Raw genomic sequence first — 19,672 nt, forward strand, 5'->3', positions numbered from 1 at the left:
CCCGGCAATAGAATGGGCACATGCCATCTCTGACTTCTGTGCTCACGGACCGTTTCGCCGCCGCCCTCACCCAGGCCTTCGGTGAGGACTTCGCCGGGCGTGACCCCGTCATCCGCAGCAGCCAGTTCGCCGACTTCCAGGCCAATGTGGCCCTGCCGCTGGCCAAGGAGCTGAAGTCGAAGCCGCGCGACATCGCCGCACAGATCGTCGAAAACCTTGACCTTCAGGGTGTGTGTGAGACCCCGGAGATCTCCGGACCCGGGTTCATCAACCTCACCTTCACCCCGGAATTCCTCGCCTCCACCCTCGAAGCCGGGGGCGCCGCAGCGGCACCGGCGAACGATGCCCCGCAGAAGATCGCCATCGATTACTCGGCCCCGAACGTGGCCAAGGAGATGCACGTCGGGCACCTGCGCACCACCGTCGTCGGCGACGCCCTGGCCCGCACCCACGAATTCCTCGGCAACACGGTCATCCGCCAGAACCACATCGGCGACTGGGGCACTCCGTTCGGCATGCTCATCGAGCACCTCCTCGATGTCGGAGTCGACTCCGACGAAGCCTCCGAAGTGTCCGAGAACCCGAACGCCTTCTACCAGGCGGCCCGGGCGAAGTTCGACTCCGACGAGGCCTTCGCCACCCGCTCCCGCGCCCGCGTCGTCAAGCTCCAAGGCGGCGACGAGGAGACCCTGGGCCTGTGGACGACCCTGGTCGGCTACTCCCGCGACTACTTCAACCGCATCTACTCGCTGCTCGACGTCACGCTCACCGACGCCGACCTCGCCGGAGAGTCCACCTACAACGACGTGCTCGCCGAGGTCTGCGACGAGCTCGAGGCCAAGGGCCTGGCGACGATCTCCGACGGCGCACTGTGCGTGTTCCCCGAGGGCTTCACCGGCCGGGAAGGCGAACCCCTGCCGCTCATCATCCGCAAGTCCGACGGCGGCTACGGCTACGCGACGACCGACCTCGCCGCCGTGCGCAACCGGGCGATCAACCTGGGCGTGGACCGAGCTCTCTACGTCGTCGGCACCCCGCAGGCCATGCACTTCGAGATGGTCTTCACCGTCGCCCGCGCAGCCGGCTGGCTGCCGGAGAGCTTCAGCCCCGAACATGTGAAGATCGGCAATGTGCTCGGGTCCGACGGCAAGATCCTGCGCACCCGCTCCGGTGCGCCGCTGCGCCTGGCCGAACTCCTCGAGGAGGCCGTGACCCGGGCGAAGACGACCCTGGCAGAATCGCACGTTGACTTCACCCCCGAGGAGGCCGACGAGGTCGCGCGCATCGTCGGCATCGGTGCGGTCAAGTACGCCGACCTCTCCGTCGCCCACGACACTTCGTACACCTTCGACCTCGACCGGATGCTCGCCCCCATCGGCAACACCGCCCCGTACCTTCAGTACGCCGGTGCCCGCATCCGCTCCATCGGCCGTAAGGCCGAAGCCGAAGGCGTCGACGCCTCCCAGGTCGCGAACGCCGCGATCAGCCTCGGCGAGACGGCCGAACGTGAGTTGGCCCTGTCGATCCTCGGCTTCGCCGATGTGGTCACCGAGGTAGCCGCCGGGTCGACGCCCCATCGCTTGTGCACCTACCTGTTCGATCTCGCCCAGGCATTCACCTCGTTCTACGAGCAGTGCCCGGTGCTCATCGCCGAGACCGAAGAGCTGCGTGCCTCCCGTCTGCGGCTCTCGGCGATCGTGCTCGAGGTCCTCCAGGCCGGCCTCGGGGTGCTCGGCATCCGCGTTCCCGAGCGGATGTGAGTTCGCCTCACCGGCCCTCCGCGAAGAGGATGCTGCCCTGGATCGTTCTGGGCATCGTCATCCTCGCCCTCAACCTGCGCACCCCGATCATCGCGCCGACGGCGATCCTGCCCGACATCCAGGATGGCACGGGATTCAGCGCGGCCGGGCTCGGTCTCCTCACCGGCCTGCCGGTTCTGCTGTTTGCGCTGGCCACGCCGTTGGCGGGGAAGTTCATCACCCGCCTCGGGGCCGAAGCCACGGTTCTCGCATGCCTGTCGGGCGTCCTGCTGGGCACGGTTCTGCGGTCGCTCGGCCCACCTTGCCTCATGCTCGTGGGCACCGGCATCATCGGTGTGGCGATCACTCTGGGCAATATCGTCGTGCCCGTGATCATCCGCCGCGAGGTCCCTTGGGAACAGGTGTCCTTGGTCACTGGCCTGTACTCGGCGATGATGAACGTCGGGTCGATGGCCACTCTCATCGGCACCGGCCCGCTGGCCGCGGCCTTCGGCTGGCGCTGGGCGCTGGCCGGATGGGGCGTTCTCGCCTTCGCAGGCCTCGGTTTCTGGATGGTGCTCATCCGCGTGCGCGTGCGCCGCGAAGGGGAGGCCGCCCGCGCTGCCGTGGAGGCCGTCGATTCCGCTGACGACGCGTCCAGCACCGAGGCGGTCCCGGCCGCGAAGCAGTCGTGGGCCGAGGCTCCGGCTTCCTTCCGGTTGATCATCGCCCTGCTCATCATCACGTTCTCCGGCCAGTCGACCGCCTACTACACGACGACGACGTGGCTGCCGAGCTACCTCGGCGACACCATCGGACTCGCCCCGACCGCCGCCGGAGGCACGGCGTCCCTGTTCCAGATCGCGGCGATCCTCGGCGCCTTCGGAGTGCCGCTGCTGGCCGTGAAGTCGAAGCCGTGGGTGCCCGTGGCGATCGTTGCGGTCCTCTGGCTGTCCCTGCCCGTGGGGCTGCTGGCGGCCCCCGGCGCCTACTGGCTGTGGGCGACCACCGGCGGCATCGCCCAGGGCGGCGGGTTCACGGCGATCTTCTCGATCATCGCCCGCACCGCCGGCAGCGACGCCCAGACCGCGTCCGCCTCGGCGCGCGTGCAGTTCGGCGGCTACCTCGCAGCGACCCTGGCCCCGCCGTTCGCCGGTTGGCTCAACACCGCCACCGCCGGATGGACGGCACCGCTGCTGCTCATCCTCGCCGCCACCCTCGCGTTCACGATCACAGGGCTCGTGGCAGCCCGCCGGGCCGGCGGCTTCCCCCGCAGCGGACGCGAGGTCCTCGACCCCGAATAGGCAATTGCTACCTGACGGCGGCTCAGCAACCTCGCGCGAGGTTGCTGAGCCGCCGTCAGGTAGCAATAAGGAATCAATGCCGATAGAAACGACGAGGCGGCCCACCGTATTGGTGGGCCGCCTCGGTGACGGTCGTGACTCAGTGCTTGGCGTCGGAGCCTTCAGCGGACTCCGAAGCCGGCTTCGGAGCGGGAACCTCGTCCGCGGCCTCGGCCTTGGTCGACGGCACGGCGGTCTGCGAGACCTCGGTGGCGGCGGCCTGACGCGAAGCCGGGGTCGAACCGACCGGACGGGCATCGGCGGGACGGTTGTTCGGCAGCGGGGTCGACCAGGGATCTTCGACCGGCTGGGCCTTCTTCCACACGTAGTAGCCGATTCCGGCGGCCGAACCGATGACGAGTGTCCACACGAGTGCGGCCTTTCCGCCGCCGGACTTGCGAGCGGTGTCCTTCTCGATGCGCTTGCCGGCGTTGGCGAGGGCCTTGCGAGCCTTCTTCATGGCCTTCTTGTCCCCGGTGAGGCGGACAGCCAGGTCATCGATGAGCTTCGGAGTCTCGGCAGCGGACAGCGAAGTCGCGGCATTCGACGCGAACTTGCCGGCGCGTTCGGTCGCTTCGGGACGGTAGGACTCGAGCTTGTCGGCCCAGTTGTGGACCTGATCATTGGCCTTGTCGGCGAGAGCTTCGACCTGCGGACGTGCCTTCTCGGCGAACTCTTCGGCCTTGCCTGCCAGTGCCTCGACCTGGGGGCGGGCCTTGTCGGCGGCCTCACGCAGCTTCGGGGCTGCGGTCTCGCTGGCATCTGCCAGGACTCGGAGGGACGTCTGCTTCGCGGAATCGAGCTTCGAAGTGAGCTGATCTCGAGTGGGCTTCTTCGACATAAACTGTTCCCAATCCTTAGATGTCGGTGGTCAAGGTGATCACCGACCAGTCTACGGCCTCGGGGCAAACCTGGGGACAGCGGATGTCATCGAATTGTCTGCGGATCGCCTGACAGGTTGGGCAACGGACCTGGTGCGAAACTGCATTCACCGCCTCGGCGTGGAAGAATGAAGTCATGACTACAGCCTCAACGCATACCGCAGTCCTGCACACCAACCACGGTGACATCACCCTCGACCTCTTCGGCAACCATGCTCCGAAGACCGTGGCCAACTTCGTCGAACTGGCCCAGGGTGAGCGTGAGTTCACCGATCCTTCGACCGGCGAGCCGACCAAGCGCCCCTTCTTCGACGGACTCGGCTTCCACCGCATCATCTCGAACTTCATGATCCAGGGCGGCTGCCCGCTGGGCACCGGCACCGGCGGACCCGGCTACACCTTCGACGACGAGATCCACCCGGAACTTCAGTTCGACCGCAAGTACCTGCTGGCCATGGCCAACGCCGGCAAGCAGATGGGACGCGGCACCAACGGCTCGCAGTTCTTCATCACCACCGCCGAGACCCCCTGGCTCAACGGCAAGCACACCATCTTCGGTGAGGTCGCCGATGAGGCCTCGCAGCGGGTCGTCGACGAGATCGAGGGTGTGCGCACCGCTGCGATGGACAAGCCGGTCGAGCCGGTCGTCATCGAGAAGGTCGACATCACCGCGAAGTGAGTCACGGTCCGCAGAGGACCACTGAGTACCATGGTGTGATGGACACACCTGAGGAGGGCTCGGCACGGGAAACCGGCCGGGCCCTCTCTGCATCCCCGCCGCTGATCACCCGCACGCTCCTCATCGTCACCATCGTGGCTTTTCTCGCGGAGCTCATACCCGGCCTCGACCTGCTGCGGCGGCTGAGCTTCGTTCCCGCGCTCACGCTCGACCAGCCGTGGCGGGTGCTCTCGGTCGCACTCGTCCACGAGGAGCCCTCACCGTTCCACCTGCTGGCGAACATGATCGGGCTGTTCTTCTTCGGATCCTTCGTCGAACGAGCCCTGGGGCATTGGAAGTTCCTGACCGTCTACATCATCGGCACCGCCGGCGGTTCGGCCATGGTGCTCCTGCTGGCCGACCCCTTCAGCGTCGACTGGGTGACGAACCACATCGGTGCGTCGGGTGCGGTGTTCGCGATCGTCGGCGTCCTCTTGGCCCCGACCCGTCGACTCGACCGGAACATCGCCGGGGTTCTCGTGTTCGTCGCGCTCAACTTCGGCTATGGGTTCCTCGTCCCGGGGGTGTCCTGGGAGTCCCACCTCGGCGGGCTGATCACCGGATTCGTCCTCGGCTGTGCGGGGCTGCTGGGACCACAGCGATCCCGGACGTTGGTGTTCACGGCGAGCTCGGTCGGTCTGGTGGTGCTCATGGCGCTCGGTGGGGCGTGGAAGACGGCCGGCCTCGGGCTGTGAGCGCGGACGGGCTCCGATCCCTGTCTCGGTCTCTGAGCGCGGCACGATCGGCAGTTGTGGAGAGCCAACTCGGCGCTGTCAGGCTTTTACCAGACAAAAGCCGATCTGTGTGCACTCTGCAGTGGAAAATTCTTTGTCCACAAGCTCTATCCACAAGGTGGATAACTTACATGCGTGTGTTTAGCCTGGTCACAGACCTAAAATAAGTTTTCCACAAGCGACGCACCCGGCTTGGGTATAACTCGGCGCTTGTGGATTGTTGACCTGGGACTGCGAGCGCCGAAACGCGTGGGAGACCCGGTGAATGCAGATTGTCTGGTCGATCCGCGGTGATTCCGAGCTCGGAATCACCGCGGATCGACCAGACAATCGAAGCGCTTGCGGCCGGGGCCGACTAACGCCAGCGTGTGGACATGATCAGACCCGCCACGAAGAAGGCGAAGCCGATGAGGATGTTCCAGTTGCCCCAGGCTTCGACGGGGAAAGCGCCCTGGGTGATGTAGAAGGTGACGAGCCAGATCAGGCCGATGAGCAGCAGGCCGATGAGCACCGGCAGGAACCAGCTCGGGTTCGGCTTGATCGTCTGCTGTCCCGAGGTCGAGGTGTAGCTCGCGGTCTTGCGTCCCTGCGACCGCTTGGCCGGATTGCCCGACCGGGACGTGCGCTTGGCCGCCGCACCCTTCGAGCCGGTTGCCGTGGAGGCCGATGATTTGGAATCAGAGGCCTTCGAGTCCGAGGTCTTCGACGACTTCGCACCCTTGGCCGACTTCGCATCCTTGGCCGAGTCGGACTTCGTGGCCGACTTCTCGTCCTTGGCCGCCGTGTCCTTCTTCCCGGCGGCCGCGGTCTCGGAGTCCTTCTCGGAGCCCTTCGCAGAAGCCTTGTCGGAGTCCGCGTCCTCGTCCGCGGAATCGTCCGTCAGATCGTCCGCAGCGGATTCGGTCGCATCCGATTCTTCGTCAGCAGCCTCGGCGACATCGGTGTCGAGCGATTCGGTCTCGAGTTCCTCGACCTCGGCAGCCTCGACCGCTTCAGCGGACTCGGCCTGCTTCGCCTTGGCCGCCGACGAAGTGCGAGAAGTGCGCTGGGGGCGTCCTTTGGACTTGGCCACAAGTACTCCTTTGTCGGTCGACCGTCGTTGGGGTCGCCGAATGAATGGTTGGGGACGATCGCAGACCAGTCTACTCGGGGCGGGGGTCACAGTGAAAAACTCCGACTACCCTGAAAGCGCCCCGAGCGCGCCCCGAACGATGATTCCCATAGGATAAAGTGCATAGGGGTGTCCCCGCCTGTCTTCTTCGACGGCCCCCGACAATGCAGTGACAGTCACGGAGCAGAAGTGGTGAATAGTTCCTCCTCGGGTAACGAGCCGGGCGTGAATCCGCCCTCGCGACCCACTATCCGTCCTGCTCAGAGACGGATGTCCACCTCCCACTCTGCCGATCAGCCGGTCGGGCACTCTGCCGGTCGGTCCGCGGGCGGCTCCGTTGCCGCCGGTGACCAGCCGCTGCCCAGCCGACGCGAGCTGCGGCGCAGGGAAGCCGAAGCCGCCGCAGCCCAGGGCGAACCGACCGCCGTCTACTCCGACGCCCCGCCCGCCGTCCCGCCCGCGGTCCCGCCGGGTCACGGCGGACAATCCACGCAGGGCCGCCTCGGCGAGGAACAGCCCCAGAATCGTCCCGCAACCCGACGGCGGCGGCGACGTCAGCCGGCGGAGAAGGAACCGCTCGGCCCGATCCGCGGGACCGTGCGCACCTTCGGCGAACTGTGCATCACGGCCGGACTCGTCCTCATCCTCTTCGTCGTCTGGCAGCTGTGGTGGACGGACATCCAGGCCAACCGCGACAACGAAGTGCTCGCCGACGAACTCACCGAGGACTGGGCGAATCAGGACCCGAACGAACTGCCCGACGATCCGGACGAACCCGTGGTCGCCGACCCTGTGGGCAAGAACGAGGCCTTCGGCATCTTCTACATCCCGCGCTTCGGCGACGACTACTACCGCACCGTCGCCGAAGGCGTCGATCTCGAACCCGTGCTCAACCGGATGGGTGTGGGCCGTTACCCGAACTCGGCGATGCCCGGCGAGGTCGGGAACTTCTCCGTCGCCGGTCACCGCGTGACCTATGGCAAGCCGTTCAACCAGATCGCGAATCTGCGCCCGGGCGACGAGATCATCGTCCAGACGAAGGACGGCTTCTACACCTACACCTTCCGCAACTTCGACATCATCCTCCCCGACGCCGTCGAAGTGCTCTCGCCCGTGCCGGACGCACCCGACTTCAAGGGCAAGGACCGGATCCTGACGATGACGGCCTGCAACCCGATGTTCTCCGCCCGGGAACGCTACGTCGCCTACGCCGAACTCACGGACTGGACGCCGGCCGGAGACGGAGCGCCCGACAGCATCAAGGACTCGAAGGCCTACGACAAGGTCAGCAAGAACGGCGGTGCCTGATATGTACGCATTGATCTGGCGGATCCTCCCGGGCAACTGGGTCGTCAAACTCATCCTCGCCCTCATCCTCATCGCGGCGGTCGTGCTGCTGCTCATGCAGTACGTCTTCCCCGTGATCGCCCCGTATATGCCCTTCAACAACGCCACAGTGACCGAGACCGGACAACAATGACCTCAATCCTCGTCATCGACAACTACGACAGCTTCGTCTACACGCTCGTGTCCTATCTGCGCGAGCTCGGCGCCGACGTCGACGTCGTCCGCAACGACGACATCCCCGCCGCCGAGGTGGCCGCCACCGTGGCCGCCTATGACGGCGTGCTCCTGTCCCCGGGTCCCGGCGTGCCCGCCGAATCAGGAGTCTGCCCGCCCCTGCTGTCCTGGGCGGAGACGACAGGCATGCCCGTGTTCGGCGTCTGCCTGGGCCACCAGGCCCTCGGCGAGGTGTTCGGCGCCGAGGTGACCCACTCACCCGTGCTCATGCACGGCAAGACCTCGGTCATCACCCACGACGGCGAAGGCATCTTCTTCGGCTGCCCGAGCCCGCTGACCGTCACCCGCTACCATTCGCTGGCGATCGTCGACGAGACCCTCGACCTCGAGAAGTTCGCCGTCACCGCCCGCACCGATGACGGCATCGTCATGGCCATCGAACACCGGGAGAAGCCGCTGTTCGGCGTCCAGTTCCACCCCGAATCCGTGCTCACCGAATGCGGTTACCTCATGCTCGGCAACTGGCTCGAGGTGTGCGGTCTCGACGGTGCCGCCCAGGCGGCGGCGGGCATGTCCCCATTGGCGACCGCGATCGCCTGAGAATTCCCGCCGATCCCTGGTCTCAGGGTTCTCGCCGAGGCGGCCCATCGTTATGATCGTGAGCACAGTGATCCCTGTGCGCAGACGATCCGAATCCGCGCCGGGGTCCGTGCACGACCGTGAGTGCCGTGCACGAGAGACGAACAGGAGCAGCGACGATGTCAGAACCGACCTATCTGCGCGAGGAACCGTTCACCGAACTCACCGTCATCGAGGTCCCGGCGACTCCGGCAGCGGTCGTCGAGGCCCGCGAAGTCCACATGTCCGACCTGCCTGAGCTCTTCGACGCCACGTTCTCCGGGCTCTTCCCCGTGCTCTCCGAGGCGGGCCTCGAACCCGCAGGACCGGCCTTCGCCCTCTACACCCGGCAGCCGAGCGAAACGGTGGATCTGCAGGTGGGGATCCCCACCTCGGCGGGGCTGAAGAGCGCGGAGCCGATCGCCGGCGGTCATATCGTCATCCCTGCGGAGCTGCCCGGCGGATCCATGGCCGTGCGCAGCCACCTCGGCGGATATGACGGGCTCGGGGAATCCTGGGCACAGCTGCTCAAGGACGCGGTGGCGGCCGGGCATCGTCCGGGACTGCCGTTCATCGAACTCTATGTCACCGAACCCAGCCCCGAGGCGGATCCCGCCGATATGCGCACGGACCTGTTCCTCACCTTGGATTGAAGACGGAACCGCGTCACCGACACTCACCGGAGACGACAGCGGCCGGGCCAGTCGATGACTGACCCGGCCGCCCGGCGTCCGAAGGGTATGCGGCTCAGTTGCCGATGATGCCTTCGGACCAGTTGTCGAAGAGCCCTCCGCCCATCGAGTCCTTGTCCTTATCGTCCTTATTGTCTTTGTCGTCGTCTCCGTTGTCTCCGTCGTCGCCGGGTGCGGTCGGGATGCCTCCGGGGACCGAGGGAATCGAGGGAGACGGCTCCGGCGGCTTCTTGGCCACCTTCACGGTGATCTCCGAGCCCTGCTTGACCTCGCTGCCGCCGGTCGCGGACTGTTCGAAGACCTTCTTCTCACCGTGTTCGTCGGTCTCGACCTCTTCGGTCTTGCACGTGAGCTGGTACTCATCGCCTTCGAGGGTCTTGCAGGCCTCCTCGGCGGTCTGGCCGGTGACGTCGGGGACCTCGACCATGCCCGACGACACGACGAGATCGACATTCGAATCGATGTCGACTTCCTGACCGTCACCGGGCTTGGTCTCGATGACCACGCCCTTCTCCACATCCGGGGAATTCTGGGAGATATGGGTGCCGGCCTGCAGACCCGCGTCATTGATGATCTTCCGCGCCTGCTCTTCGGTCTTTCCGGAGACGTCGGGGATCGTCACGGACTCGGGGCCGGAGGAGATGATCAGTTTGACCACGCTGTCCTTGTCGACCCTCTGACCGCCCGGAGGATCGGTTTCGATGGCCTTGCCCTTGTCGACTTCCGAGCTGTACTTCTCGTCCGTGTCCACTCGCAGACCCTGTTGGATGAGGGCCGCCTCGGCCTCGTCTGCGTCCATATTGGCCACATCCGTGACTTCGACCTGAACGATCGGTTCGGGCTTGTTGATCTCGTACACCCACAGGGCCACGGCGGCCAGGGCGAGGAGGACGAAGATGCTGCCGATCCAGACCCACGCGCGCGAACGCTTCTGCGGCGGCCGTTCCTCCTGGTTGGTCATGATCGTCGACACCGGTCCGGTCTCGGGAGCGGCCTCGGCCTCGTTGGCATGGGCCATCGGGGCGGTCATGGGCGGGGCCATCATCGGATACGCCTGAGTGGCTTCGACATCGTCTTCGAAGCTCATGGGACGGCCGTCGCGGGCGGCGAGCACGTCCTCACGGAAGGTGTAGGCATCCTGGTAGCGGGCGTCGCGGTCCTTGAGCAGAGCGTGGAGGAGGAGCCGGTCGACGGCCGGTGGGATGTTCGAATTGAAGAAGCTCGGCGGCTGCGGGGTCTCACCGACATGCTGGTAGGCCACGGCCAGCTGGGAGTCTCCGACGAACGGGGGACGACCGGCCAGCAATTCGTAGAGCAGGCAGGCGGTCGAGTACAGGTCGGAGCGGGCGTCGACGACTTCGCCGCGGGCCTGCTCGGGGGAGAGGTACTGGGCGGTGCCGACGACGGACTGGGTCTGCGTCAGCCCCGAATTGTCCTTGAGCGCTCGGGCGATGCCGAAGTCCATGACCTTGATGTCACCCTCGGGGGTGAGCATGACGTTCGCGGGTTTGATGTCGCGGTGGACGATGCCGTTGCGGTGGGAGTACTCGAGCGGGGCGAGGACTCCGGCGATGACGTTGAGGGCCTCGTCGACGGTGAGTGTGCCGTGCTCGTTGAGGACTTCGCGCAGGGTCTGACCCTCGACGTATTCCATGACGATGAACGGCACGGACACCGACGAGCCGCCGGATTCGACGAATTCCTCTTCACCCGAATCGTAGACGGAGACGATTCCGGGATGGTTGAGACCGGCCGCGGACTGGGCCTCGCGCTTGAGCCGAGTATGGAACGACGGATCGCGGGCGAGATCGGAGCGCAGAAGTTTGATCGCGACGCGACGACCCAATCGGTTGTCGACGCCCTCATGCACTTCCGCCATGCCCCCACGGCCGAGGAGCGCACGAACTTCGTAACGCCCCGACAGCACCTTGGGTTCACTCATGTATGTCCTCCGCTAGTCTCACCCGTTCGGTGGGTTCGTTCTCACCCGAACCGGGTCGAGTTTCAGTATCTCAAACTCTTCGTTTCTCGTACTCGCTGCTCGGTATCGTTCAATGTCTACTCATTGCCATTGTTCCCGCCTGAGTTGCCGCTGGCCTCGCCGCTGTTCGCGTTGGCCGACGACGTCGAATCGCTTCCGGACCCAGTGCCGTCCGAGGACTCACTTCCCGAGGTGTCGGCCGAATCCCCGGAACTCGTTGAGTCCGACTCGCCCGACGTCTCCGAGGATCCTTCGGAGCCCGAGTCGGTCGAGGTCTCGGAGTCCGAGGAAGAGCCTGAGTCCGAATTCGACTGGCTTCCCTCGGAGTCGCTGTCGGAGCCCGAGTCACTGCTGCTCGAGGAATCGGAGTCCGAGTTCGTCTCGGAGCCATTGCCCAGACCCGGATCGGAACCGGAATCCGAGGCCGGCTCTTCCGGAGCCTCGGCGGGACCGGCGGAGATGTAGAGGGTCACGGTGTCGCCTTCTTCGAAGGTGTATCCGTTGTCGCCCTCGCCCACATCGGCGACCGTTCCGGCGGTGCGCTCCGAGTTGATGTCGGTCGTCTCGACCTCGAGGCCTTGGTTCTCGAGGTTCTGCGTCGCCGAGGATTCCGTGAGTCCGATGTAATCGTTCGGATCGATCTCGATCGTCTTCGCCGCCTCCGACGTCGGTGCCGAGGTGGACGGTTCCGGTTCGGGTTCGGCATTGCCTCCGCCGAGGAAGAACCACAGCAGGGAGCCGACGGCGATGAGGGCGATGATCGCAAGAATCAAGATGAGGACGCGGCCCTTGTTCGAGGGCTTGTCCTTCTCCAGATCCTGATTCTGCGGATCGTTGGGATCGATCTGTCCCGTATTCGCCGCAGCGGCTCCGGCACCGGCGGCTCCAGCGCCGACGATCCCGGCGGCGGCCCCGTTCGGGTACACCTGGGTCGCATCGTTCGAGGAGGTGACGGGCAGGGTCTTCGTCGTGGCTGCCGGCTCCGGGTTGTTGAAGACCTGGGTCAGGGCTTCGGACGCTGCGGCCCCGTGCCGCATCTGCGGGACGAGCTCCTCGGCTCCCGCGATGTCCCCGGCCGAAAGCGCCTCGGCGGCCTTGGCGACCTTGAAGGCATCGGAGGGTCGACGTTCGGGCTTCTTCTCCAGCAGGCAGTCGACGAAGCGGCGCAGCGGTTCGGAGACCGTGTCCGGCAGCGGCGGGTGCTGCTGATTGACCTGGGCGATGGCGATGGCCACCTGCGAGTCTCCGGTGAAGGGACGCTGACCGGCCAGGGCCTCATAGGCGATGATGCCGAGTGCATAGAGGTCGGAACCGGGCCCCGACCCCTTGCCGGTGGCCTGTTCGGGAGCGAGGTACTGGGCGGTTCCCATGACCTGCCCGGTCTTCGTCAACGGTGCCTGATCGGTGACCCGGGCGATGCCGAAGTCCGTGATCTTGACCCGGAAGTCCGGAGTCATGAGGATGTTGCCGGGCTTGATGTCACGGTGGATGACGCCCACCTTGTGTGCGGCGCCGAGGGCGGCAGCGGCCTGGGTGACGATGGAGAGCGTATCGGTCTCGGACAGGGGCGCGCTGCGTTCGATGATGGCCGACAGGGCTTCACCGGGCACGTATTCCATGACGAGATAGGGCGAACCCTGCTCGTCGCCGTAGTCGTAGACGCCGGCGATTCCCGGATCGGAGACGCGACCCATGTTCTGCGCTTCGGCCCGGAACCGGGCGAGGAAGGTCGATTCGGAGAGGTACTCGTCCTTGAGGATCTTCGCCGCGACCTCACGGCCGAGCACGGAGTCCACACCCTTCCAGACCTCGCCCATGCCGCCGACGGCGATGCGGGAGGTGAGCTTGTATCGGTTGCCCAACAGGGTGCCTTCGACGGGTCTCATTTCTCGACCACCGCTTCCATCATGTTCTTTGCGATCGGCCCTGCGACCGTCGCACCATAAGCTTCGTTGCCCGCGTTCCCGCCGTTCTCGACCACGACCGCGACCGCGACCTGAGGGTCGTCGGCCGGGGCGAAGGAGATGAACCAGGCATGGGGTGCCGCGCCCTTGGCGTGCTGGGCGGTGCCGGTCTTCGCTGCGACCTTCGTGTCGCCCATCTTCGCCACCGAGGCGGTGCCGTTCTCGACCACACCGGTCATCATGTCGGTGAGTTTGTCGGCGGTATCTCCGGACACGGGACGCGACATCTGGCTCGGGCGGGTCTCGGAGATCGGTTCGAGGGTGTTCGCATTGAGCACCCTGTCGACGAGCTGAGGCTTCATCATCTTTCCGCCGTTGGCGATTCCCGCGGTCATCATCGCCATCTGCAGCGGAGTCGACCTGACCTCGTACTGGCCGAGTGAGGACTGAGCCAGCTGCGGCGGATTGAGGTCGGACGGGAAGGAGGACGGGGTGACGCCCAGGGGGATCTCGAGGTCTTCGCCGAAGCCGAACTTCTCGGCCTGCTTCGCGATTGCGTCCTCCCCGAGATCCATGCCCAGGGAGGCGAACGAGGTGTTGCAGGATTCGGCGAGCGAATCGGCCAGGGTCGGCTTGCCCCCGTTGCGGCAGGCACCGGGATGCGAGTTGCCGATCGTCGCCGTCGTCTGCGGCAGATCGAGCGTGGCAGGCCCGTTGAGCTGCGAATCGGGCTCGTAGTCGCCGGATTCCAGGGCGGCCGCCGCGACGAGGACCTTGAACGTCGATCCGGGCGGGTACAGGTTGCCGCCGATCGCGCGGTTGTAGGCAGGTTTGCCGTCGGCGGCTTCGAGGTTCTTGAAGGCCTGGCTGGCTTCGGTCGAGTCGTGGCTGGCCAGGGCATTGGGGTCCCAGCCCGGGGTCGAGGCCATGGCCAGGATCTTCCCGGTCTTCGGGTCGAGTGCCACGGCGGCGCCGTTCTGGTTGCCCAGTCCGTCCCATGCCGCCTGCTGCACCTTCGGGTCGATCGTCAGCTCGACGGCGGCTCCGCGCGGCTGCTCACCGGTGAAGAAGCTGCCGACCTTGTCGTAGAACAGGGCGTCGGAATCGCCGGAGAGGTAGTCACCGGCGGCGCGCTCCATGCCGGAGGCCCCGGACACGATGGAATAGTAGCCGGTCAGCGAGGCGTAGGCGCGCGGATCGAGGTTGTCCGAGCCGTATCTGCGCTGGTACTTGTACTTGTCGTCGACCGGTTCCGAATACGCGATCGGGGTGCCGTCGACGAGGATCGGACCGCGATCACGGGCCAGCTGGTCGAGGATCCGCCGGTTGTTCAGCGGATTGTTGTTCAGCGAATCCGCAGTCACGTACTGCACCCAGCTCGTCGACCCGAACAGGAGCGCGAACATGACGAATCCGACGACGGCGATATGCGTCAATGGCTTCTTCATCGTTCACCTCCGGTGGGTCGTTGATCGGCGGCATCGGAGTCGGTGGGTGCCTCACCGCGGGGCCGTGCGCCCGCGGACGGCAGGTTCGTGGTCGGGGCTTCGCCGTCGAACGCACGGGAGTCCGCCGGCGGCAGGTTCGTCGTGGGGGCATCCTCGTCGACGGTGCGCGCCGAGGCGGCCGAGTCCTCGGCAGGGGCACCCGCGGGAACGGGCTGCCGATCCTCGGTGATGGTGAGCACTCCGGTGTGGAATTCCTCCACGGGGCGCCGGGCATTGTCCGAGATCCGCAGCAGCAGGGCGATGATCATCCAGTTCGCGATGAGCGAGGAACCGCCCTGAGCGAGGAACGGCGTGGTCAGACCCGTCAGCGGAATGAGACGTGTGACGCCGCCGACGACAACGAAGACCTGCAGGGCGATCGTGAACGACAGGCCCGTGGCCAGCAGAGTGCCGAAGCCGTCGCGCAGCTGCTGAGCAGTGCGGATTCCGCGCTGGAAGATGAAGAGGTAGCACAGCAGAATGACGAAGAGGCCGGCCAGGCCGATCTCCTCACCGAAGCTGGCGTAGATGAAGTCGGATTCGGCGTAGGGGACCATATTCGGTCGGCCCTCACCGAAGCCGGTGCCGATGAGTCCGCCGTTGGACATGCCGAACAGACCCTGCACGAGCTGGTAGGAACCACCGGGAGTCTTGTTGTACTCCTCGGGAGTCAGCGCATTGAGCCACCCGGACACACGCTGGTCCACATGGGAGAAGAGGAACGTCGCCGCTACCGCACCGGCGGAGAAGAATCCGAGGCCGAGGATGATCCACGAGACCTTCGAGGTGGCCACGTAGAGCATGGCGACGAAGAGGCCGAAGAAGAGCAGCGAGGTGCCGAGGTCGCGTTCGAAGACGAGGACGCCGACGCTGGCGACCCAGGCGACGACGATGGGTCCGAAGTCGCGCAGACGGGGGAAGCGGATGCCGAGGATCTTCGGTCCCGCGGCGACGAGTTGGTCCTTGTAGGTGACGAGGTAGCCGGCGAAGAAGATGGCCAGCAGGATCTTCGCGATCTCACCGGGCTGGAAGGACAGGGGGCCGACGCCGATCCAGATGCGGGCGCCGTTGATGGTCTTGCCGATGCCCGGGATGAGCGGAAGCACGAGGAAGACCAGGGCGGCGAAGCCCGAGACATAGGTGTAGCGGCGCAGCCAGCGGTGGTCGCGGACGACGAAGATCACGGCGATGGCCAGGCCCACGCCGAGTGTCATCCACACCAGCTGGGTCATCGCCGAACCGAGGTATTCGTCGCGGCCGAGGTCGACGCGGTAGATCATGGCCAGGCCGAGGCCGTTGAGCAGCACCGCGATCGGCACGAGCACGGGATCGGCGTATTTCGCCTTGATCCATACGATGATGTGGAGGATGACGCCGAGTGCGGCCAGCCATGCGGCATAGCCGTAGACATTGGCCGGGATGGTGTCTTCGACGCCGAGGCCGACGAGAGCGTAGGCACTGGTGGCGACGGCGATTGCCAGGATCAGGAGACCGAGCTCGGCCAGCCGGTAGGTTCTGGGGCGCGCGGTCTGCGAGGGAGCCTGGTTCATCACTGCGACTCCCGGGTGATGGCGTCACTGGGATCAGCGGACTTCGAATCCGGAGGTGAGGGAGCCGGGTCGCTCGGACTCGTCGAGTCCTCGACATCGCCGGACATGCCGGAGGAGCGATCGGATTCCTTGCGCAGATTGTCGATGATGCGATCGGCCTCATCGCGTGAACCGGCGGGAATCGATCCGCGCAGACGGTCCTGGGAGTAGCTGTTGAGGCTGCCGACCTCGATGTCCGTGGTGTCGACGAGGCGACTGAGCTCGATGGGCCCAAGCGTCGTGTCGAGGCCGCGATAGAGGGAGACCTTGCCGTCGTCATCGGCGACATAGTACTGGTGGCTGACGTAGTTGTAGGCGAAGAATCCGCCGACGGCCAGCGCGACGATCACGATGGCGGTGATGATCCATCCGAGATAGGACCTTTTCTCGACCTCATCGTCGAGGTCGGCCTCCTCGTCTGCAGCGGTGTTCGTTCGCAGCTGCTGAGTAGTGCCGTCGCGAGCTTCGACGTCCTCGCCGTCCACGGTCTGGATCGGTGCGGTGTCGGCGGACACGTCGTCGGCGGCGAGGGTCGCATGGGCTTCGGTGTCCACGGCCGCCTCAGCGTCGGGGTTCGCACCGATCGCGGCGTAGCGGGGGTTGAGGTGGACGGAGCCGACGGACACGCCTGCGGTGGTCTCGACCTCGCCCTCGAGGACATCGCCGACGACGACGGTGACGTTGTCGGCTCCGCCACCGGCCAGGGCCAGGTCGATGAGCTGACGGCAGGCCTCGTCGGGGTCGGAGACCTCTTTGAGCACGCGGGTGATGTCGTCGATGTCGGCGAAGCCGGTCAGACCGTCCGAGCACAGCATCCAGCGGTCGCCGACCTGGGCCTCGCGCAGGGACAGGTCGAGATCGGGGGAGGCCCCGACGTCGCCGAGGACCTTCATCACGACCGAACGCTGCGGGTGGGTCTCGGCCTCCTCGGCGGTGATCCGGCCCTCGTCGACGAGCATCTGCACGAACGTGTGGTCGTGGGTGATCGGCTGGAGCTTGTCGTCGCGCAGCACATAGCCGCGGGAGTCCCCGATATGAGCGAGAGCGAAGCGGTTGCCGGGGGCACGCAGAACGGCGGTGACGGTGGTGCCCATTCCGGCGAGTTCGGGCTGCTCGCCGACGCCGCGGCAGATGCGGTCGTTGGCTTCGAGGATCGAGGTGCGCAGGAGTTCGAGGGCGTCCTCGCCTCCGGGCTCGTGATCGAGTTCGGCCAGACGGGAGACGGTGATCGCCGAGGCGACGTCTCCGCCGGCGTGACCGCCCATTCCGTCGGCGATGAGCAGGAAATTGGGTCCCGCATAGCCGGAGTCCTGGTTGTTCTTACGCACCAGCCCGGTATGAGACCGGGCTGCCGAACGGAGAGTGATGGTACCGCCGGTCGTCACGATTGGGTCTCCAGGGTCGTATGTCCGATGGTGATCCGGGTGCCGATGGCCAACTGGATGGGCCCGGTCATGCGCGAGCCGTCGACGATGGTGCCGTTCGTCGATCCGAGGTCTTCGAGCATCCAGGCCCCGTTCTTCGCGGAGATCCGAGCGTGATGGCTGGAGGCGAAGTCGTCATTGATGATGATCGTGTTGTCGGGAGCCCGCCCGAAGGTCACTGGCGCCCCCGAGAGCATGAGCGTCTGCCCGGCCAAGGGGCCGTCGGTGATGCGGATGGTGCCCGGATGGGCGTGGGCGGCCGGAGCGGCAGCCGGGCGAGGTGCGGGAGCCGGACGGGACGGTGGCGGTGGGGCGGACTTGGAGCCGCCTCGGCGAGATTTCCGTCCGGCGCGGGCCTTCCGGGGGCCGAAGATGTCGCGACGGAGGACTCCGGCGACTCCGAGGACGAAGAGCCAGAGGATGATGAAGAATGCCAACCGGAAGACGGTGACGGTGAATTCGCTCACTGGGCGTCCCGCTCGTTGTAGTGGACCTCGGCCTCGCCGGCGAGGAGGACATCGCCGTCGGACAGGGTCGCCGATGTCAGTTTGCGTCCGTGCAACATTGTGCCGTTCGTCGAACCGAGGTCGTTGGCCACGGCACGGTCACCCTCGACGACGATCTCGAAGTGACGGCGCGAGACGCCGGGATCGTCGATGACGAAGTCGGAGCTCGACGAGGAGCGGCCGAAGGTGTTCGTGCCCTGGCGCAGCATCTGCGTGCGACCGTCGATGGTCACGCTGGCTTCGATGCTGCGAGCGGGGACCGGTGCCGGTGCGGGACGGGCGCCAGAGTTCTGCCGGGGTGCCGCGGCCGGGGTCGAACGGGCGGGTTCCGGGGAGCGGCGCGGGGTCACGGGCCGAGACCCGGAGTTCGGGGACTCGCCGACGATCGGATTCGCCCGCGAGATCGGGTCGTAGCCGCCGCGGTTGGCCGGCTGGGCGGCAGGAGAGCCGTCGGGACGCTGGGTCGAGGACACGACGCGGTACATTCCCGTGTCGAGGTCGTCGGCGAGAGCGAATTCGACGGAGACGGGACCGACGAAGCTGTAGGCCTGTTCGACGGCGTGATCGCCGACGACCTGGCGCAGATCGGAGCGTAGCTCGGACTCGAGGCCGGAGAGCCGGTCGTGGTCGGTCTGCGAGAGCTCGATGACGTAGTGGTTGGCCGTCAGGGTGCGACCGCGGGAGACCACGGCGGCCTTGTTGTCGGCCTCACGGCGCAGGGCTCCGGCGAGCTCGACGGGTTCGACCTGGGATCGGAAAGCCTTCGCGAAGGCGCCGTTGACGACGTTCTCCAGCCCCTTCTCGAAGCGATCGAGTAACCCCATGGCACCTCCTCATCAGGTGTTGCCGTTGCCGGACGAACTCTTCGCCAAGCGTCTCCGAGTGCTCTGACCAGGTGGTCCTGATCACGTGCACTCTGGGCACATCAACACCCAATCCTAACGCGGTGAGGCTCTCAACTCACGTCACGCGTGTTCGCAGGGCGAAGCTGTGCCGGGATTCCCTGCGCGCGTCCAGGGAAGATCGAGGGAGTGCACGCGGTGCAGGTGGGCCCGTGGGCGGGGCGAGGGTGGGCGGCCGCGTGGGGTGAGCGCGGGCCGAGCGGGTGCGGCCGTGTGTGGCGAGGGCGGGCGCTGGGAAGGCTGAGGACGTGGGGCTGCGAGGGGCGAGGGCGTAAGGTCGCACGGGGCGAAAATGTGAAGGTGGACACGTTTGGGCGGTTTCGGCTTCCTCGGTTTTCGGTTTCGCCGTCTCCGATGCTAGAGTTTTACCTTGTTCGCGCGAGTGGCGGAATTGGTAGACGCGCTGGCTTCAGGTGCCAGTGGCCGCAAGGTCGTGGGGGTTCAAGTCCCCCCTCGCGCACAGCGAATGACAAGCCCCTCACCGAGTCCCGACAGGGTCAGGGTGAGGGGCTTCGTCGTGCC

General features: G+C 66.1%; 17 protein-coding genes and 1 tRNA gene. 9 read left to right on the forward strand and 9 right to left on the reverse strand.

Annotated features, from left to right (window positions below):
- Positions 1 to 20: 20 nt before the first annotated feature.
- Both argS and QYM46_RS00115 read left to right on the forward strand, forming a co-directional pair.
- A complete protein-coding gene (gene argS, locus QYM46_RS00110; RefSeq protein ID WP_432790220.1) occupies positions 21 to 1,760 on the forward strand; it encodes an arginine--tRNA ligase in 1,740 nt (579 codons plus the stop codon).
- A 29-nt stretch (positions 1,761 to 1,789) separates the two neighbouring features.
- Complete coding sequence (locus tag QYM46_RS00115) at positions 1,790 to 3,043, forward strand: MFS transporter (protein WP_432791770.1); 1,254 nt, start codon at positions 1,790 to 1,792, stop codon at positions 3,041 to 3,043.
- A gap of 139 nt (positions 3,044 to 3,182) precedes the next feature.
- On the opposite strand, the gene QYM46_RS00120 is transcribed toward QYM46_RS00115, so the two are convergent.
- The gene (locus QYM46_RS00120; RefSeq protein ID WP_248279049.1) at positions 3,183 to 3,923 is read right to left on the reverse strand and encodes a hypothetical protein; all 741 of its coding nucleotides are present in this window, start codon (positions 3,921 to 3,923) and stop codon (positions 3,183 to 3,185) included.
- A gap of 176 nt (positions 3,924 to 4,099) precedes the next feature.
- Here QYM46_RS00120 and QYM46_RS00125 point away from each other — a divergent pair, with 176 nt between their 5' ends.
- Together QYM46_RS00125 and QYM46_RS00130 are read left to right on the forward strand one after the other, a co-directional pair.
- On the forward strand, positions 4,100 to 4,642 hold the full coding sequence (locus QYM46_RS00125; RefSeq protein ID WP_432790221.1) for a peptidylprolyl isomerase: 543 nt from the start codon (positions 4,100 to 4,102) through the stop codon (positions 4,640 to 4,642).
- A gap of 38 nt (positions 4,643 to 4,680) precedes the next feature.
- The gene (locus QYM46_RS00130; protein ID WP_432790222.1) at positions 4,681 to 5,376 is read left to right on the forward strand and encodes a rhomboid family intramembrane serine protease; all 696 of its coding nucleotides are present in this window, start codon (positions 4,681 to 4,683) and stop codon (positions 5,374 to 5,376) included.
- Positions 5,377 to 5,770: 394 nt separating this feature from the next.
- On the opposite strand, the gene QYM46_RS00135 is transcribed toward QYM46_RS00130, so the two are convergent.
- Complete coding sequence (locus tag QYM46_RS00135; protein ID WP_432790223.1) at positions 5,771 to 6,487, reverse strand: cell division protein CrgA; 717 nt, start codon at positions 6,485 to 6,487, stop codon at positions 5,771 to 5,773.
- 309 nt (positions 6,488 to 6,796) lie between these two features.
- On the opposite strand from QYM46_RS00135, the gene QYM46_RS00140 reads away from it, so the two are divergent.
- From QYM46_RS00140 to QYM46_RS00155, 4 genes are all read left to right on the forward strand, one after another.
- Positions 6,797 to 7,834: a class E sortase gene (locus QYM46_RS00140; protein WP_432790224.1), complete on the forward strand. Its 1,038-nt coding sequence runs from the start codon at positions 6,797 to 6,799 to the stop codon at positions 7,832 to 7,834.
- A gap of 1 nt (position 7,835) precedes the next feature.
- Positions 7,836 to 8,006 carry a hypothetical protein gene (locus QYM46_RS00145; RefSeq protein ID WP_432790225.1) on the forward strand — a complete coding sequence of 57 codons (171 nt, stop codon included), beginning with the start codon at positions 7,836 to 7,838 and terminating at the stop codon, positions 8,004 to 8,006.
- On the forward strand, positions 8,003 to 8,647 hold the full coding sequence (locus QYM46_RS00150; protein ID WP_169250806.1) for an anthranilate synthase component II: 645 nt from the start codon (positions 8,003 to 8,005) through the stop codon (positions 8,645 to 8,647). The genes QYM46_RS00145 and QYM46_RS00150 overlap by 4 nt, the downstream gene beginning before the upstream one ends.
- Positions 8,648 to 8,805: 158 nt before the next feature.
- Positions 8,806 to 9,318, forward strand: a complete 513-nt coding sequence (locus QYM46_RS00155; RefSeq protein ID WP_432790226.1) for a GyrI-like domain-containing protein — start codon at positions 8,806 to 8,808, stop codon at positions 9,316 to 9,318.
- A gap of 94 nt (positions 9,319 to 9,412) precedes the next feature.
- Here QYM46_RS00155 and pknB read toward each other — a convergent pair whose 3' ends face one another.
- From pknB to QYM46_RS00190, 7 genes are all read right to left on the reverse strand, one after another.
- Positions 9,413 to 11,299 carry a Stk1 family PASTA domain-containing Ser/Thr kinase gene (gene pknB / locus QYM46_RS00160; RefSeq protein WP_432790227.1) on the reverse strand — a complete coding sequence of 629 codons (1,887 nt, stop codon included), beginning with the start codon at positions 11,297 to 11,299 and terminating at the stop codon, positions 9,413 to 9,415.
- 116 nt (positions 11,300 to 11,415) lie between these two features.
- Entirely contained in the window at positions 11,416 to 13,224 is a 1,809-nt protein-coding gene (locus QYM46_RS00165) for a protein kinase domain-containing protein (protein ID WP_432790228.1), read from the reverse strand.
- Positions 13,221 to 14,690 (reverse strand): peptidoglycan D,D-transpeptidase FtsI family protein, encoded by a 1,470-nt coding sequence (locus QYM46_RS00170; RefSeq protein ID WP_432790229.1) that lies wholly within the window; start codon positions 14,688 to 14,690, stop codon positions 13,221 to 13,223. The genes QYM46_RS00165 and QYM46_RS00170 overlap by 4 nt, the downstream gene beginning before the upstream one ends.
- On the reverse strand, positions 14,687 to 16,279 hold the full coding sequence (locus QYM46_RS00175) for an FtsW/RodA/SpoVE family cell cycle protein (protein ID WP_432790230.1): 1,593 nt from the start codon (positions 16,277 to 16,279) through the stop codon (positions 14,687 to 14,689). The genes QYM46_RS00170 and QYM46_RS00175 overlap by 4 nt, the downstream gene beginning before the upstream one ends.
- The gene (locus tag QYM46_RS00180) at positions 16,279 to 17,646 is read right to left on the reverse strand and encodes a PP2C family protein-serine/threonine phosphatase (RefSeq protein ID WP_432790231.1); all 1,368 of its coding nucleotides are present in this window, start codon (positions 17,644 to 17,646) and stop codon (positions 16,279 to 16,281) included. Before QYM46_RS00180 ends, QYM46_RS00175 begins: the two co-directional genes overlap by 1 nt.
- Positions 17,647 to 17,699: 53 nt before the next feature.
- The gene (locus QYM46_RS00185; protein ID WP_101555083.1) at positions 17,700 to 18,209 is read right to left on the reverse strand and encodes an FHA domain-containing protein FhaB/FipA; all 510 of its coding nucleotides are present in this window, start codon (positions 18,207 to 18,209) and stop codon (positions 17,700 to 17,702) included.
- A complete protein-coding gene (locus QYM46_RS00190; protein ID WP_432790232.1) occupies positions 18,206 to 19,072 on the reverse strand; it encodes a DUF3662 and FHA domain-containing protein in 867 nt (288 codons plus the stop codon). Before QYM46_RS00190 ends, QYM46_RS00185 begins: the two co-directional genes overlap by 4 nt.
- A 454-nt stretch (positions 19,073 to 19,526) precedes the next feature.
- On the opposite strand from QYM46_RS00190, the gene QYM46_RS00195 reads away from it, so the two are divergent.
- Positions 19,527 to 19,610 (forward strand) — tRNA-Leu (locus tag QYM46_RS00195).
- Positions 19,611 to 19,672: the final 62 nt, after the last annotated feature.

This window comes from Brevibacterium sp. K11IcPPYGO002 (assembly GCF_050920635.1).
Lineage (GTDB): Bacteria > Actinomycetota > Actinomycetes > Actinomycetales > Brevibacteriaceae > Brevibacterium.